The 16,956-nt window shown below is 41.0% G+C and carries 16 protein-coding genes; 10 read left to right on the top strand and 6 right to left on the bottom strand.

All coding sequences use genetic code 11. The features are described from left to right. The first annotated feature begins 325 nt into the window (after positions 1-325). Complete coding sequence (locus tag M2135_RS00825; RefSeq protein WP_280746663.1) at positions 326-2,635, top strand: DUF2339 domain-containing protein; 2,310 nt, start codon at positions 326-328, stop codon at positions 2,633-2,635. On the opposite strand, the gene murF is transcribed toward M2135_RS00825, so the two are convergent. Continuing rightward, on the bottom strand, positions 2,627-3,910 hold the full coding sequence (gene murF / locus M2135_RS00830) for a UDP-N-acetylmuramoyl-tripeptide--D-alanyl-D-alanine ligase (RefSeq protein ID WP_280746664.1): 1,284 nt from the start codon (positions 3,908-3,910) through the stop codon (positions 2,627-2,629). The two genes, M2135_RS00825 and murF, sit on opposite strands and share 9 nt — an antisense overlap. Positions 3,911-4,182: 272 nt before the next feature. On the opposite strand from murF, the gene M2135_RS00835 reads away from it, so the two are divergent. The 7 genes from M2135_RS00835 (at position 4,183) to M2135_RS00865 (ending at position 10,041) form a co-directional block, all read left to right on the top strand. Continuing rightward, a complete protein-coding gene (locus tag M2135_RS00835) occupies positions 4,183-4,824 on the top strand; it encodes a DUF2975 domain-containing protein (RefSeq protein WP_280746665.1) in 642 nt (213 codons plus the stop codon). A gap of 3 nt (positions 4,825-4,827) precedes the next feature. After that, a complete protein-coding gene (locus M2135_RS00840; RefSeq protein ID WP_280746666.1) occupies positions 4,828-5,034 on the top strand; it encodes a helix-turn-helix transcriptional regulator in 207 nt (68 codons plus the stop codon). Positions 5,035-5,166: 132 nt separating this feature from the next. Next, complete coding sequence (locus M2135_RS00845; protein WP_280746667.1) at positions 5,167-5,601, top strand: DUF3836 domain-containing protein; 435 nt, start codon at positions 5,167-5,169, stop codon at positions 5,599-5,601. Positions 5,602-6,025: 424 nt separating this feature from the next. Further along, positions 6,026-6,877: a dihydropteroate synthase gene (folP, locus tag M2135_RS00850; RefSeq protein ID WP_280746668.1), complete on the top strand. Its 852-nt coding sequence runs from the start codon at positions 6,026-6,028 to the stop codon at positions 6,875-6,877. 21 nt (positions 6,878-6,898) lie between these two features. Next, positions 6,899-7,681 (top strand): diadenylate cyclase CdaA, encoded by a 783-nt coding sequence (cdaA, locus tag M2135_RS00855; RefSeq protein WP_280746669.1) that lies wholly within the window; start codon positions 6,899-6,901, stop codon positions 7,679-7,681. A 114-nt stretch (positions 7,682-7,795) separates the two neighbouring features. Then, on the top strand, positions 7,796-8,815 hold the full coding sequence (gene pta / locus M2135_RS00860) for a phosphate acetyltransferase (RefSeq protein WP_280746670.1): 1,020 nt from the start codon (positions 7,796-7,798) through the stop codon (positions 8,813-8,815). A 23-nt stretch (positions 8,816-8,838) separates the two neighbouring features. Then, positions 8,839-10,041 carry an acetate kinase gene (locus M2135_RS00865; RefSeq protein WP_280746671.1) on the top strand — a complete coding sequence of 401 codons (1,203 nt, stop codon included), beginning with the start codon at positions 8,839-8,841 and terminating at the stop codon, positions 10,039-10,041. 91 nt (positions 10,042-10,132) lie between these two features. On the opposite strand, the gene M2135_RS00870 is transcribed toward M2135_RS00865, so the two are convergent. Continuing rightward, complete coding sequence (locus tag M2135_RS00870) at positions 10,133-10,780, bottom strand: HAD family hydrolase (protein ID WP_280746672.1); 648 nt, start codon at positions 10,778-10,780, stop codon at positions 10,133-10,135. Positions 10,781-10,897: 117 nt separating this feature from the next. Here M2135_RS00870 and M2135_RS00875 point away from each other — a divergent pair, with 117 nt between their 5' ends. Next, positions 10,898-11,149, top strand: a complete 252-nt coding sequence (locus M2135_RS00875) for a hypothetical protein (protein WP_280746673.1) — start codon at positions 10,898-10,900, stop codon at positions 11,147-11,149. 69 nt (positions 11,150-11,218) lie between these two features. On the opposite strand, the gene rpsA is transcribed toward M2135_RS00875, so the two are convergent. Further along, positions 11,219-13,021, bottom strand: a complete 1,803-nt coding sequence (rpsA, locus tag M2135_RS00880) for a 30S ribosomal protein S1 (protein WP_280746674.1) — start codon at positions 13,019-13,021, stop codon at positions 11,219-11,221. A gap of 125 nt (positions 13,022-13,146) precedes the next feature. Beyond that, positions 13,147-13,818 carry a DUF2461 domain-containing protein gene (locus M2135_RS00885; RefSeq protein WP_280746675.1) on the bottom strand — a complete coding sequence of 224 codons (672 nt, stop codon included), beginning with the start codon at positions 13,816-13,818 and terminating at the stop codon, positions 13,147-13,149. A gap of 408 nt (positions 13,819-14,226) precedes the next feature. Between M2135_RS00885 and M2135_RS00890 the strand changes: the two genes are divergently transcribed. Continuing rightward, the gene (locus M2135_RS00890; protein ID WP_280746676.1) at positions 14,227-14,628 is read left to right on the top strand and encodes a DUF3836 domain-containing protein; all 402 of its coding nucleotides are present in this window, start codon (positions 14,227-14,229) and stop codon (positions 14,626-14,628) included. A 307-nt stretch (positions 14,629-14,935) separates the two neighbouring features. On the opposite strand, the gene tyrS is transcribed toward M2135_RS00890, so the two are convergent. Further along, a complete protein-coding gene (gene tyrS, locus M2135_RS00895) occupies positions 14,936-16,234 on the bottom strand; it encodes a tyrosine--tRNA ligase (protein WP_280746677.1) in 1,299 nt (432 codons plus the stop codon). A 62-nt stretch (positions 16,235-16,296) separates the two neighbouring features. Further along, positions 16,297-16,953 carry a TatD family hydrolase gene (locus tag M2135_RS00900; protein WP_280746678.1) on the bottom strand — a complete coding sequence of 219 codons (657 nt, stop codon included), beginning with the start codon at positions 16,951-16,953 and terminating at the stop codon, positions 16,297-16,299. Positions 16,954-16,956 lie beyond the last annotated feature (3 nt).

Here is a 16,956-nt window from a genome sequence, read left to right on the forward strand (position 1 = left end):
TAAGTAAGCATTAATTGTCCTCCCCACTGGTTGTAGATGTGACTGTTTTAAATTTATTATAACTCGTCTAGAGGTTATCGCTGTTTCCTATACCTAGTTAAATAAAATCTTCCTTCAGTAGTAAGTCCATTCGGATACTTTACGGCATAAAGAATTGTTTTCGACGATCTCACTGTGTATTCCGATTTACTGTTAAAGTCATGCCAACCCGATCTCTTTTTGCGGATATTCAACCTGTTTCAATCGAATTAAATCCATAAGAATTCGGGGTGATCCAGAATTCTCCTTATATTAGCGAACCGTAAATAATAGTCCTTTTTCTATCATGGAAAACCTGCTTATCATTATTCTATTGCTTATTATGTGGATGGCATTACATAGTAAGATGACCCATTCTTCCAAACAGATCGATGTATTAACAAAAGAAATTGCCCGGTTGAAAAAAATGTTGGAGGGGCAAACTCCTGAACAACCAACAGAGGAGATGACAGCGAAAACAAAACAGGAACCTCTACCTGTCGGATCCGATACGGGAAAAGAAAAGATTGTTCAGTCTGTTGTCGTGGAAAGTCAACCGGCTCAAATTGTTGCAGATAAGGTTCAGAAAGAAGAAGTAAAGCCGGTTGTAAAAGAAAAAAAGAGATCCAATATCGAGCGATTTATCGGAGAGAATCTATTCGGGAAAATCGGTATCCTAACGTTAGTGATCGGCATGGGATTCTTTGTGGCGTATGCGATCGACAATAATTGGATCGGTGAAGTGACCCGTACAGTTCTGGGTTTTGGGGTAGGATTTATTCTATTGATCGTAGCCGGACGTTTGAAAGAGCATTACCGGACGTATAGTTCCATACTGGCAGGAGGGGCATTTGCCATTTTTTATGTGACCGTTGCGATGGCTTACCATTATTATGATCTGTTCGGGCAGACGGCGGCATTTATTATACTCATTGTCGTCACGATCGTAATGGTTCTATTGGCCGCTTTATACGGACGGCGCGAACTGGCTATTATTGCTTTAATCGGCGGTTTCATCGCTCCGTTTATGGTGAGCAGTGGGGCGAATAGTTATGTGGTGTTGTTTACATATATCCTGACGCTTAATCTGGGAATGTTCAGCCTCTCTATTTTTAAAAGATGGGGCGAATTACCGGTATTTTGTTTTATACTGACCGGATTTATTCTGTTCAGTTACTCGTTGATTGAAATGATCGGCGGGATGGATGTAACAATGCGGTTGAACCTATTGATCTTTGCCGTCGAATACTATTTACTTTTCCAATTATCAATCATTGCCATATTACGGACGCATCGGCGAAAAGTGAATCCGTTTCTTTTTGGCGTGGCAACACTGAATAATTTTGTTTTCCTTTTCTTTGGTTTATGGTATACGGAGGCGATTGCATCCTGGGAGAACCTTCAGGGGGTTATCCCACTCTTTATAGCCTGTGTCAATCTGTTCCTGTTCTTCTGGGTCAGAAAAAAAGGTGAACGGTTCCGGTTCTTATCTGCTACCTTACTTGGGATGGTCATTACATTTCTCTCAATCGCGATCCCGATACAATGGAACGGTACGCTGATTACCTTATTCTGGGCATCGGAGATGGTACTGATTGCATGGCTTTATACGCGTTTCCCCAATAAGGTATACCGGTTTTTTATCTTTATTTTACCGTTGTTGACCTTTGCCTCTTATTTGCTGGATATAGAAAATGGTCTTACAAGAGAATATCTGTATTGGGGAGGTAAGATATTTACCAACGGACTATTTTTTACCGGTCTGTATTCCGGAATCGCCTTTTTTGTTTATGCCTGGATAAAAAATAGAATAAAACAGCAGAATATCTGGCATATATGGGCCGGATGTTTTGTGATTTATAGCGCTTTTATACTTGAATTTTATCTGCATATCGACCAATTGCTGATTTCCAGGGGATATATGTTGGCATTCACGGCTTTTACGTTGTGCGGACTTTCCGGCATTTTCAGTCTGACACGTTTCCCTATGAGTAAACATGCCGGGAAATATATGTTTGTTTTAGGAACCTCTCTTTTTCTTTTCTGGATGTTTTCTATTTCGATAAACAATGCCAGTCATCCTCCCTTCATTGCGTATATACTGTTATGGATCTCCTTTGTCGTGATTATTTTGCATCTCTGTCTGATCGTCTTACAATATTATAAGGTGTTTGGTCTTTATCAGCAATCTTCCAATAAGACGACCGTCTATTTAGCGATCATTTCTACGCTCCTTTTAGTTGTTGGAACAACTTGCTTGTTACATCAATGGGGGTTAAAGCGTGAAGTCAGTGCAGGGATCTCGATCGCTTTGGGAGTGGCCGGATTCGCACAGATGGCCATAGGGATGCATTTGCATCTGAAAGTACTTCGTATGGTCAGTCTGGTGACATTCGGATTGGTTTTGGCCAAATTAGTGATAATCGATTTATGGTTATTGCCCACTATAGGGAAAGTGATCGTATTTATTCTATTGGGTATACTGTTGCTTCTCCTTTCGTTTCTGTATCAGAAGCTGAAAGTCGTGTTTTTAGACGAAGGAGAACTATCGGTAGTCAAACCTCAGGAAGTGATCGCTTCACAACCGGAAGCCAACGACACTGAAGAATCAGAGTAACGTGATTGTTTTTTCCAACGCCATACTGTGCGAACCTTTAATCAGGATATGATATCCTGTTAAGGGATTGTTTTGAATGAATGCCATCAACTCTTCCGTCGTCTCGAAAGTCGGATACGCTTTGCACACCTTGGAGAAATTCTTCCCACAAAGTAAGACCTGGTCAAATTGAGCGGTTTTGAGTTGTTCGATAACTTCTTTGTGTAAAGTATCGCTTTCATCGCCCAATTCAAGCATATCTCCAAGAATAACGGCTTTAGGTGTTTCCGATAAAGAGGCGAAATTGGCCAATGCCACTTTCATACTGGTCGGGTTGGCATTATAGGCATCCACGATTAAAACATTCTTTTCGGTTTTCACCAGTTGTGAGCGATTATTGGTAGGCTCATAGGCTGAAATGGCACGGCTGATACGTTCTGCCGGAATTTTAAAATAGCGCCCGACTGCCACGGCGGCCAATACATTATCAATATTGTATTCGCCGATCAACTGGGTTTCTACGGTATGTAACTTCCCCTGTTGTTTCCAGTCGAATGTCAGAAAAGGGTCATTACTGACGATTTGCCCCGAAGCAAACGAACTCTCTCCGTAACCGTAAGTGACCTGTTCAATCCCTTTTGCCATCGCTTGCAGAATCTCATCTTCTTTTTTGATGAAAATCGTTCCGCGTATATGCCGGATATAATCGTATAGTTCTCCTTTCGTTTTCACGACATTCTCAAAGGAGCCGAACCCATCTAAATGCGCGTAACCGACATTAGTAATAAGACCATAATTGGGGTTCACAATATCGACCAGTTCCTTGATATCACCCGGATGGCTGGCACCCATTTCAATGACTGCCATCTCATGTTCGTGATTTAACCGAAGCAGTGTCAGCGGTACACCGATCTGATTATTCAGATTACCTTCGGTATATAATACATTGAATTTGGTCGATAATACAGCAGCCAGTAGTTCCTTTGTTGTTGTTTTTCCGTTAGTGCCGGTAATACCGATAATAGGAATTTTCATCACTTTCCGGTGCCGGTGGGCCAGTTCCTGTAATGCTTTCAATGCATCATCCACCAGTACGGTGCGTTCGCCTGTGTAATAATCAGGATTATCAATCACAGCATAGGTACATCCCGAATCCAATGCTTTCTGAGCAAATAGATTGCCGTCGAAATGTGCTCCTTTCAGTGCAAAGAAGATAGAACCTCTCGGACAGTTACGGCTGTCGGTCGTTACCTTTGGGTTGTGTAAAAACAATTCATAGAGTTGTAGGATGGTCATAATCTTATTCCTTTCTTCATTAAACGATTGCTATTCCAGACAAACTTACATAAAAAAATAATCGGTTTCATCATTTTTAACAAAAAGGCTGACGCAAAGTATATGTAGTTGATAGTTAGCTTGTTATTTATTGAATCGCAACTATTATTATCCCTTTTAGGATAATTATTTATTGTTTTTCGATAAAATATTTGGTGGATATAAAACTTTATACATACATTTGCATATCGATAAACGATAAATATTAACTGAATAACATAAATTCGAGAGAGATGAAAAAAAGATTAAACTTAATTATTATGGCTTTGGCATTTACCTTCGGGTTGCAAATCGCTTTTGCCCTGATTGTGCCCATTGTCGAATTAGTGAATAGTACAGGTCTTGAAACGCAGGAAGAGGATATACATGATGCTTCCCATTCCATGTTAACACTCCAGTTGGATCTGAAGCCGAATGATGAGTTTGTGATGACCGACTCCTTGTTCAACCAGAAGAGCGGTTTGTGGCTACCTGCTCAATTTGAAAGCGTGAGCCTTGAAATAAAAGAAGCCAAACTGTCGATCGTTTATCCGCTGATATTGGCTTTGGTTCTTCTGGCGCTGATTATTATGATTATCATTTATTTCATCAAATTAATCACAGCGATTCAGAAGTCCATTATTTTCGATTGGATCAACGTCAAGCGCTTACGCTACGTTGGATGGGGTTTGATTCTCTTATTTCTGGTAAATACGATTGGGGAATTTATGTTGTTGATCTTTGCACAAAACATGATCGAAATACCAGGGTATCATATTGACTTCAGTGGTGCATTACGGGTATTGAACTTAGTCTTAGGACTAATCGCTCTCTTAGTTGCAGAAATCTTTGCGATCGGTTTGAATTTAAAAGAAGAACAAGAACTAACCATTTGAATTATGGCAATTATAGTGAATCTGGACGTGATGATGGCCAAACGGAAAATAGCACTGGGCGAACTGGCAGAGCGCATCGGGATTACTCCTGCAAATCTGTCGATATTGAAAACCGGAAAAGCAAAAGCCATCAGATTTTCAACACTGGAAGCTCTTTGTAAAGAGTTGGAATGCCAACCGGCCGACATTCTGGAATTTAAAGAAGAATAATCGTATTCTTTTTTCTTCTCAAAGAGAACAAAAAAGTTTCTAACTCATTTGTATTCAGCATGAATAAAAGCTGAACAGCCATTTTTATGTCTTAAAAAACAGTCAATTATCCACAAATAAAAAATTAAAATCATGAAAAAGTTCATATCAAATTCCGTTCTTATTATTTTATTAGGTTTCGTTTTTTGTACGGTAAATGCAAAGGCAGAAACTCCGGAGTTCTTATACAATACTTACTCTGCAAATGGAAAAATTGTTTTAAAAGAAGTATGTAAACGAGATGCATTTTCCGGCTCCTATCAGAAACACTTAGCGCATGAATACAGCTATGATGAAAATGGGAATATGAAAAGTCGTGTGACATACACATGGTCGGAGAGCGATCAAAGATGGCAAAACAGGAGTAAAATCGATTATCTCTATGATTTTTCTCAAGCGATCGTCTCGCTCGAATATGCCGAATGGGATGCGATAACAAAGAGTTATCATCTGTCAAAAGAAAAAGTGGTCTATTCGTTGTTGGAAGACAATCAACTCTCTTTCTATGCCTCTATTCAAAAGCAATGATTTGATCTGTAATGCATTGATCTGCGAATAGTTCTATTTCGATCCGACTTTTGCATTGGCTGTCCTATTGTCCGGTTTTTGAAAAGTCGAGATGCTTTTTCTACATCTTCCTAAGGGAATAAAAACAGTATATTGTCCGTTTTTTTGATACACCTACCTCTGTTTTCTGTTAGAGGTACGTCTAAATGAATTTAGAGGTAGGTGTAAATCAGTTTAGAGGTACCTCTAAAACAATTTAGACGTACCTCTAACAAAAAAGTGTTCATTACGTCTCAAATAAACCGTCAGCGACGTGACGGTTTTTGATTGGATTTATGCACGAAGGCGCCCTCGTCTCCTTATTTTCTGTAAAATGAACAAATCCATACCCCTTTCTTTAAATCTTCATCAATAAAATTGTACTTTTGTCGAAAAGTCACATTAAATGATTGATAAAACGCTGAATATTAAAGGCAAATTAACACCATTGACTCCGCCGTTGGTCATGGGAATATTGAATATCACTCCCGATTCATTTTATGCCGGAAGCCGTAAACAAACGCAATCCGATATAGAGGAGCGTGTAGAAACAATCCTCACTGAAGGAGGTCGTATCATTGATATCGGGGGTTATTCCTCAAGACCGGATGCGGTCGAAGTCTCTCCCGAAGAAGAGATGGAACGGTTAGCTTTTGCTTTAACGATCATCAACCGCCATTATCCGGATGTCACCTTGTCGGTGGATACTTTCCGGGCGGCAATTGCAGAAAGATGTGTCAAAGAATTTGGGGTGGCGATCATCAATGATATATCGGGTGGTCAACTCGATCCCGACATGTTTGAGACAGTGGCGGCTTTGCAGGTGCCCTACATCCTGATGCATATGCGAGGAACGCCGCAAACGATGCAGCAGTATACCGACTATACCCATTTTATGGAGGAGATACTTCGCTATTTTGCGGAAAAAGTCGACCGGTTACGCTTATTGGGAGTTAATGATATTATTCTTGATCCGGGTTTTGGTTTTAGTAAAACAATGGATCAGAATTATCTGTTGATGCAACAACTGAAACGTTTTGAACTGTTTGACCTCCCTTTGTTGGTCGGTATATCCCGTAAACGAATGATTTATCAGTTGTTGGATGGAACGCCGATGGAGAGTCTCAACGGAACAACGGTATTGAATACCTTTGCTTTGTTGAATGGTGCAGATATTCTCCGCGTACATGATGTGAAATGTGCGGTTGAAGCTGTCAAGATTACCGAAAAAATATTAACAGTCGACTGTGAACTATAACAGGAACCAATTTGAATGATTATGTGGTTAAATTTTGGAATAAAAGACCTGATTGATATTCTTTTAGTCGCTTTTTTTCTTTACCAGACATACAAACTGATGAAAGGATCGGGTACGATAGCTATTTTCAGCGGTATCGTTTCTTTTCTGGTGGTATGGATACTGGTTTCTCAAGTTCTTGAAATGCGGTTAATGGGGGCAATTCTGGATAAATTTATCAGTTTTGGTTTCATCGTACTGGTTATTTTATTCCAGGATGAAATACGCCGTTTTCTTTTTGCTCTGGGCTCGCATCGGGGTTGGAAAAAGTTTACCAATCTGTTCTCTAAAAAAGAGGAACAGGGGAGTTCCCATAAATATATTGCCCCGGTATCATTGGCTTGTATGAATATGGCACGCAAAAAGACCGGAGCATTAATTGTTATTCAACAGGATATGGATCTTACCGTATACGCGCATACGGGAGAAATATTTAATGCGGATGTGAATGCACGTCTGATTGAAAATATCTTTTTTAAGAACAGCCCTTTGCATGACGGTGCCATGATCATTGCAGACAACCGGATAAAAGCAGCAGGGTGTATCCTGCCGGTGCCCCAGCATGCCGAACTTCCCAAAGAACTGGGATTAAGACATCGTTCCGGTTTAGGGATGTCATTGGAAACAGATGCATTAGTGATCATTGTTTCGGAAGAACGTGGCAAAATTTCTGTTGCCCACAGTGGAAAACTGGCAGTTAATGTATCGGCAGAAGAGTTACATGAAATTTTATCCGGAGAGAGAGAAGTTGTGAATTTTAGTTAAATGCGACTAAATTGACAGCTCGACATGAAAATATATCACCAATTCTGCAAACTCTATATTGCATTTTGCCTATTTTTGTGATCAAATACGGTAACCAATAAAAAAATTCTCTCCATGGATTTGATGCAAGACATTATTGCACGTGCAAAAGCAAACAAACAGCGAATAGTTCTTCCTGAAGGAACGGAAGAAAGAACGCTAAAAGCAGCCGACCGTTTAATTGCCGATGAGGTGGCTGATATTATTCTGATTGGCAATCCCGATGAAATCAATCGATTAGCGAATGATTTTGGTTTAGTTCATATTCCCAAGGCCACGATCATTGACCCGAAGAACCATGCAAAAAAAGAAGCTTACACTGAATTACTCTACCAATTGCGTCAGAAGAAGGGGATGACCCTTGAGAAAGCGGCTGTGATAGTGGAAGATCCGCTTTATTTAGGTTGTTTGATCATCAAGGCGGGTGATGGCGACGGTGAAATCGCGGGAGCATTAAATACAACCGGGGATGTACTTCGTCCGGCTCTGCAAATTATCAAAACGGCTCCGGGAATCAGTAGTGTCTCCGGTGCTTTCCTGATGTTTGTAAAAAACAAAAGTTATGGAGAAAACGGCATTTTAGTGTTTGCCGATTGTGCCGTTATTCCCAATCCGACAGCATCCGAACTGGCTCAGATCGCTGTGGCTACGGCGAAGACTACGCAAGATATTGTCGGAGTAGAACCGCGTGTGGCGATGTTGAGTTTCTCGACCAAAGGCAGTGCCTCGCATGAAATGATCGACAAGGTGGTTGAGGCTACCCGCCTGGCTAAAGCGATGGATCCGGCTTTAAAGATTGACGGAGAGATGCAAACCGATGCAGCGCTTGTGCCTGCAATTGGTGCCCGTAAAGCTCCGAATAGCGAGATTGCCGGAAAAGCCAACGTCTTGGTATTCCCTTCACTGGAAGTCGGAAATATAGCCTATAAATTGGTCGAACGTTTAGGTGATGCAGAGGCGGTAGGCCCTATCCTGCAAGGAATGGCTGCTCCGGTGAATGATCTTTCCCGCGGTTGTTCCGTGGACGATATATATAAGATGGTTGCTATTGCCAGCAACCAAGCCATCGGTATGAAAGCTGTAAAAAAAGCATAATTAGAGATACAAAAAGGAAAAACATGAAGATATTAGTTTTGAACTGTGGAAGTTCATCCGTGAAGTATAAACTTTTTAATATGGACGGCCAGGATGTGCTGGCGCAGGGTGGAGTAGAAAAACTGGGAATGCCCGGTTCTTTCCTTAAATTTACGTTGCCCGATGGCGAAAAAGTTGTTCTTGAAAAAGATTTACCGGAACATACGGTTGCCATCGAATTTATTTTGAGTATTCTTATTGATGAGAAATATGGGTGTATCCAATCATACAATGAAATCGATGCTGTTGGCCACAGGGTGGTGCATGGCGCTGAAGAATTCAACAGCAGTGTGGAAATTACACCTGAAGTCATTGGGAAAATGGTTGAATGTATCGATTTGGCACCACTCCATAACCCACCCAATCTGAAAGGGATACGGGCGATCAGTTCGCTTTTGCCGGAGATCCGGCAGGTGGGTGTGTTTGATACGGCTTTTCATCAAACGATGCCTCCATATGCCTATATGTATGGTCTTCCTTATTCGTATTATAAGAAATATGGGATTCGCCGATATGGTTTCCATGGAACAAGCCACCGGTATGTATCCCGTCGTGCGTGTGATATATTAGGTGTTCGGTATGAAGATCAGAAGATCATCACTGCGCATATTGGCAATGGTGGCTCGATCACTGCAATCAAAGATGGGAAATCGGTAGATACTTCCATGGGGCTAACTCCTGTAGAAGGATTGTTGATGGGAACCCGTTGTGGGGATATCGATGCCGGAGCATTGGCGTATCTGATGGATCGGGAAGGATTGGACGCTAAAGGAGTTTCCGATTTGATCAACAAACGAAGTGGTGTCTGGGGATTATCTGGCATATCTTCGGATATGCGTGATATCGAAGCGGCCGTGGCTGATGGAGATAAACGGGCAACAATGGCTTTGGATGTGTATAACTACCGTATCAGGAAATATATTGGCGCGTATGCTGCTGCACTTGGAGGATGTGATATTCTTGTTTTCACCGGAGGAGTAGGAGAGAATCAATGGAGAACCCGCCAGGTTGTTTGTGAAAACATGGAGTATATGGGTATGAAAATTGATGTGGCAAAGAATGACGGTATGCGTGGCGAAGAGATGGTGATCAGTACCCCCGATAGTAAAGTGACAGTGATGGTGGTTCCTACCGACGAAGAGTATATGATCGCTTCAGATACCTTAGAGATACTCACCAAAAAATAATCATACTAGTCCTCACAGCTTACAAAACACAAAAGGATTAGTGTTTGTACTGCTCCGACACCGGTTGGAGCAGTATTTTTTTGCGGAAAAGTCAAATAATGGCAAGAATCTCTTCTGCCCGGTCAACGAGATATTGGGGTGCAAACTGTTCAAGTTCGGCTTTGGGACGAAATCCCCATGTCACACCACAAGCGGTGATACCACTATTAAGTGCCGTTTGCATATCTACGCCGGAGTCTCCTACATAGAGTACCTTTTCTTTATCAATCCCGGCTGTTTGTAAGATTTCAAATACAATAGACGGATCCGGTTTTGGCGGAATATTTTCACGTTGTCCAAGTACTTTTATAAATGAGATTGTTGGGAAATAATGTTGAATAAGCTTAGTGGTGGCCTCCTGATATTTATTGGATGCAACGGCCATCAGTATATTCTTTTGTTGTAATTGCGCTAACAGTTCGGGTATACCCGGGTATGGAGCACTATAATCGGTATTGTGTTGTATATAATACGATAAAAAGGATTCCCGGATACGTGAGATGTTTTCGGTTGTTTTCTCCCCTTCAGGCAGGGCACGTTCAAACAGCTTGTTGATTCCGTTTCCAACAAAAAAACGATAAAGTTCGATCTCGTGTGTCGGGAAACCATATTTTTCTAAGGCCTGATTGGTGCTATACGCCAGATCTGCAATCGTATTGAGAAGCGTACCGTCCAGATCGAATATAATGAGTTCTTTCATTTTTATTTTTTGCGACAAAAGTAACGAATTATTTATATCTTTAAGCATCCGATACCTGAACCTAATGTGCGTGGGGAAGGTTATATTATTAATGTAAAACTATAAAATCAAAACAGTATGGGAAGTAGTCCTTTAATTCACAAGAATGAATTGCATCTGATCGACAAAGCAAAAATCCATGAAGCAACAAAAAAAATGACGGAATCATTAGCGCTGGCTGCCGGCTCGACAGAAGGATTCGATATATATAAAGTGGTAGAAGTCTATTTTACCGACCCCAATATGCGACATGAAATAAACCGGCTGATCGGCATTGTGGAAGATCCTGTTTATTATGGCGAACAAGAGCAGATCGCAGAAGAGAAATAAGGATTGTTTGTAAACGAAAAAAAGGGCGCCCCGGTTGGAGCGCCCTTTCTCATATAAGGAAAACTGATATTATTCGTTTCCGGCTAATTTTTCTTTCAAAGCAGCCAGCTCTTCGATATCGCCCAATGTTGTTTTTTCAACCGGACCTGTTACCATAGCTGTTTCATCTTCTTTTTTGCTGCGTTTTGAAGAAGTTTTCTTTTCACCTGTAGCAGTTTCTTTCTTTGTTGTTTGCTTTTGTTCATCTTCATGAATGCGGCTATGAGAAAGAATGATACGTTTTGCTTCTTTGTTGAATTCGATCACTTTGAATTGTAATTTTTCATCAACAACAGCTTGTGAACCGTCTTCTTTGACCAGATGTTTTGGAGTTGCGAAACCTTCTACACCGTAAGGCAGAGAAATCACAGCACCTTTATCCAATACTTCAATAATAGTACCTTCATGGATAGAACCTACTGTAAAGATTGTTTCGAATACATCCCATGGATTTTCTTCCAACTGTTTGTGACCTAAGCTCAAACGACGGTTTTCTTTGTCGATTTCCAATACCTGAACTTCGATATCCGCACCGATCTGAGTGAATTCAGAAGGATGTTTGATTTTCTTAGTCCAAGAAAGGTCAGAAATGTGGATCAAACCGTCAACACCTTCTTCGATTTCAACGAATACACCGAAGTTGGTGAAGTTACGCACTTTTGCAGTGTGTTTTGAACCAACAGGGAACCGAGATTCGATATCTTCCCATGGGTCTGCTTTAAGTTGTTTGATACCCAGAGACATTTTGCGCTCTTCGCGATCCAATGTCAGGATAACAGCTTCGATTTCATCACCCACTTTCATGAAGTCCTGAGCACTGCGCAGGTGCTGTGTCCATGACATTTCAGAAACGTGGATCAAACCTTCTACACCCGGAGCAATTTCGATGAATGCGCCATAATCGGCCATCACAACGACTTTACCTTTCACCTTGTCGCCCACTTTAAGCTCTGCATCCAAAGCATCCCATGGATGAGGAGTCAGCTGTTTCAAACCAAGAGCGATACGTTTCTTTTCGTCGTCGAAGTCCAGAATAACCACATTGATCTTCTGATCCAACTGAACGATTTCTTCCGGATGAGAAACACGTCCCCAAGAAAGGTCGGTAATGTGGATCAAACCGTCTACGCCACCCAAATCGATAAATACACCGTAAGAGGTAATGTTTTTGACAGTTCCTTCCAATACTTGTCCTTTTTCCAGTTTCGAGATGATATCTTTTTTCTGTTGTTCCAGTTCCGCTTCGATAAGTGCTTTGTGAGATACGACAACGTTCTTGAATTCCTGGTTGATCTTCACAATCTTGAATTCCATTGTCTTACCAACAAATACATCGTAATCACGGATTGGTTTCACGTCGATCTGAGAACCTGGTAAGAATGCTTCAATACCAAATACATCTACGATCATACCGCCTTTTGTACGGCATTTGATGAACCCTTTGATAATTTCGTCTTTTTCCAACGCTTCGTTTACACGATCCCAAGAGCGTGTAGCGCGTGCTTTTTTGTGTGAAAGGATCAATTGTCCTTTTTTGTCTTCCTGGCTTTCGATGTATACTTCTACTTCGTCGCCCACTTTCAGTTCCGGATTGTAACGGAATTCAGACATTGGAACTACACCGTCTGATTTGAAGCCGATGTTAACCACCACTTCCCGTTTGTTCATTGAAGTTACGGTACCCATAACGACTTCTTTATCGTTGACTTTATTCAACGTGTCGTCATACGTTTTTACAAGATCATCCTTGCTTACTTCACCGTAAGAATCGCCTTGTTCATAGGCATCCCAATTGAAATCATCAATGGGTTGAATGTTTTTAAGATTTTCCATTCTCTAAATTGTTAATACTAAGTTTGTTTAATTAGAAGTTGGACTTTATATTGTCTAATTCTCGAAAATTGGTTGCAAAGGTAATGTTTTTTTCTGATTTACAAACACTTTCGTGTAAAAATGGGTTAAATACGACCCAGATATTCGTCTACCGTATAATTGAGAAAACGGTTATACGGCTGCAACTCCTTGAAATCTTCTACCGCCCGGTCGATCCAGTCCACTTGTTTGAAATAGTCATCCGGCTTGTATGAAACAACGGTAAAATCTTTATGTTTCAAAATATAACCGTAAGGAGAATCCGCCGGAAAGCCGACGGGCATACGGGAAAGCATTTCTCCTTCAATCTTCGGATAAACGGCTTTAAACGACGGTTTCTCGATGATCCCCGTAAACTCTTCTATCTGATCATAAATATCCTGGCGAAGCATTTTCAGTAATTTGGAAGGTGGACACCAAATCCCGCCGGATAACAAACAGTTATCAGGTTGTAAATGGACATAATAACCTCCATATTCACTTTTCCGGCCTCCTTTGGCGATATAGGCAGAGAAATAGTTTTTGTAAGGCGTTTTATCCGGAGAAAAACGAATGTCACGATAAATGCGGTAGAGGCAGTCTTTCGCCTCTAATCCGGCTACTTCCGGATCGAAAAGGCTGATTTTATCGACGAGTTTTTGGACTTCATGGATAAATACTTTACGCAATGTCTCATAACGTTCTTTGTTTTCCTGAAACCAAGGGCGGTTATTATTTTCGCTTAACTCGCGTAAGAATTGGAAAATTTCGGTAGTCATAATTCGTTCTTCTAGTATAAAAAAGTTCATTCCTTAGTATTAAGGAAGTGTTGTTTGTCTGGCAAAACTACAAAATTGAACCGGACTCTGGTCGTTTTGTCATAAAGAATAAAACATGAAAAGAAAAATAATTTTCATTTTTCCCGGAATATCTGCAACTGAAGGCACTATTCGATCGTCTATATAATAAAGACAAGCTTCTCTTTTATGCTGTGGAGGAAGGAGGCCTTGCATGCCGGCAACCAACTTGACAGCATTTATGAAAATGTACGGCAAGCCGTTTTTAGCGTATATACTTTAATCCGACATCGATTCAACGGTTGGCAGGTGTGATTTTATTACGCCCTTAAGAATTGTTGTCTCCGGTTGAGCGGGTCACTTGAAAATTAAACAAATAAAAATGAAAGTATGAAAACAATAAGATTAACAAGAATTATGTATGTATTAATAGCCTTTTTTATGATCTCTTCCATGGTAAACGCTTTATCGCCTAAAGAGTATAAATTCAATACAACAGAAAAGGATGGGAAAATTATGTCAAAAACGGTCTATTCCTTTGAGAATGGTTTTTTACATTATGAATGGCTGTATGAGTTTGATTATGATGAGAATGGGAGAGTCGCCAGCAAAAAGGCATACCGTTGGCATGATGGCAGTTCTGCGTGGGAGCCGTATTCTCAGATGAGTTATCGGTATGATAAGCAAGTTGAAATTGATGCCGACTATGCCATGTGGGACAAAAAGAAGAAACAATATGCATTTGTACAGAAGATGACTTTGCCTTTTACCAATTACGATTCCATCTTTTAGATTGATCCGAAAATTCCGGTAGAATCCGTAATCCGTTTTATGCAACGTAATTGCATATATACGGAAACAATATAGCCTAACAGTCTGACTGTTAGGCTATATTTGTTGTCTCACAAGGATTCGAACCTTGACAGGCAGAACCAAAATCTGCAGTGCTACCATTACACCATGAGACAAACATATGCTTTATTTAAAGCGATGCAAAGGTAACCATTTAATTTTAGGATGCAAATTTTTCGTTATATTTTCCAACTGCACAACTGCTAAATGGCAGTTATGCAGTTGATAACGACTTGACTCCTTCAATTTATTTGGCGATAAGTAAATAATAATTCTTCTTTCCTCGTTGCACCAAAAGATATTTATCGTTTAGTAACGCGCTACTATCCACTACAATATCCGTGTCTGTCAGTTTCTCCTTATTCATACTGACGCCTCCACTTTGCACCAGCTTCCGCATTTCTCCTTTGGATGGGAAAACGGCAGCTTGTTCAGTCAATAGATCCATGACTTTTAGGCCTTTTGAAAGCTGGTCACGTGAAATCTCAAACTGAGGAACACCTTCAAATACAGCCAACAATGTCTCTTCATCCAGTTTTTTCAGCATATCGGATGTTGAATTCCCGAACAGAATTTCAGAAGCTTCTACTGCCGCATCATAATCCTCGATGGAATGTACCATAACGGTAATTTCTTTCGCCAGTCTCTTCTGTAAAGGACGTAGATGGGCTGCTGCAGCCTGTTCTTCTTCCAGTCCCAGTATCTCTTCCTGACTTAATGCCGTAAATATACGGATGTATCTGGCCGCATCGGCATCACTCACATTGAGCCAGAACTGATAGAATTTATAAGGTGAAGTATACCGTCGGTCTAACCATACATTTCCCGACTCGGTTTTTCCAAATTTGCCGCCATCCGCTTTTGTAATCAGCGGGCATACTAAAGCAAAGGCATCTGCTTCAGTGCCCAGTTTGCGTCTGATCAATTCGGTTCCGGTAGTGATATTTCCCCATTGATCGGAGCCGCCCATCTGTAAACGGCATCCTTCATGTTGATACAAGTATAGATAATCATACCCTTGCAATAATTGATAGGAGAATTCGGTAAAGGATAATCCGGTATTAGACTCTCCACTCAACCGTTTTTTTACGGAGTCTTTGGCCATCATATAGTTCACCGTAAGATGTTTACCGATATCCCGGATGAAATCCAGAAAGGTATAATCTTTCATCCAGTCGTAATTGTTGACCAGTTTAGCTGCATTGGGAGCATCCGAGTCAAAGTCGAGGAACTTCGCCAACTGCTTTTTGATGCTATCCTGATTATGACGGAGTGTTGCTTCATCCAGTAGATTCCGTTCTGCCGATTTCATCGACGGATCTCCAATCATACCGGTCGCTCCTCCAACCAATGCGATCGGGCGGTGTCCTGCTCGTTGGAAATGCTTCAGCATCATTACGCTCACCAGGTGGCCGATATGTAATGAGTCGGCGGTAGGGTCAATGCCGACATACGCTGATGTCATCTCTTTCTGCAACTGTTCTTCTGTACCTGGCATCATATCGTGGATCATGCCTCTCCATCTTAATTCTTCTACAAAATTCATCGATTTAAATTATAACATGTTAATTAGTATGATTATAGAATGACGTCAAAGGTACGACTTATTTAATCAAACAAAAAGATATGCTTCACATTTTCGGTCAGACGGGAGGATAATGCGTTTATAGATAGATGTAGATGTTCAGCAAGCAAGGCATATACCTGGCGGATATTGATCTCACGATCATCTGTTTCCGCCAATAAACGATCGGGCCATGCGATAGGAAGAGCCGACGGGTTAAAACGGGCTCCGAAGGAGAGGTAGAACTCATGTTTAATCAGTTGGTCGGCCAACTCTTTATTCCCGCGAAAACCATGAATAATCCATGGCATATGCGGATTGACTTTTTTCTTGATGGCGATCAGTTCAGTCCAAGCTTTTACGCAATGGATGATCAGCGGTTTTTTGTATTCTTCCGCCAAGACGGCCTGTTTTGTGAAAATCCTTTCCTGCACCGGCAAATCGGTCTTTGCCAGTTTATCTAAACCCGCTTCCCCGATTGCGACGACATGTGGTTGTTGAATCTGTTGATAGAGCAACCGGATCTGCTCTTTTTCATTCTCTATATACCAGGGGTGTATCCCATACGAGTAATACGTATTTTCCCCTATGCGGTCTTCTTCTGTTTCAATATCCCTTTCAGTGGCCTTAACAATCCGGTTGAGGATCACTCTCTCTTCTCTGTCGGATGAAGGTTGATGGGTATGGATATTGTAGAACATCTT

Source organism: Parabacteroides sp. PF5-9 (assembly GCF_029893105.1).
Taxonomy (GTDB): domain Bacteria; phylum Bacteroidota; class Bacteroidia; order Bacteroidales; family Tannerellaceae; genus JARXWG01.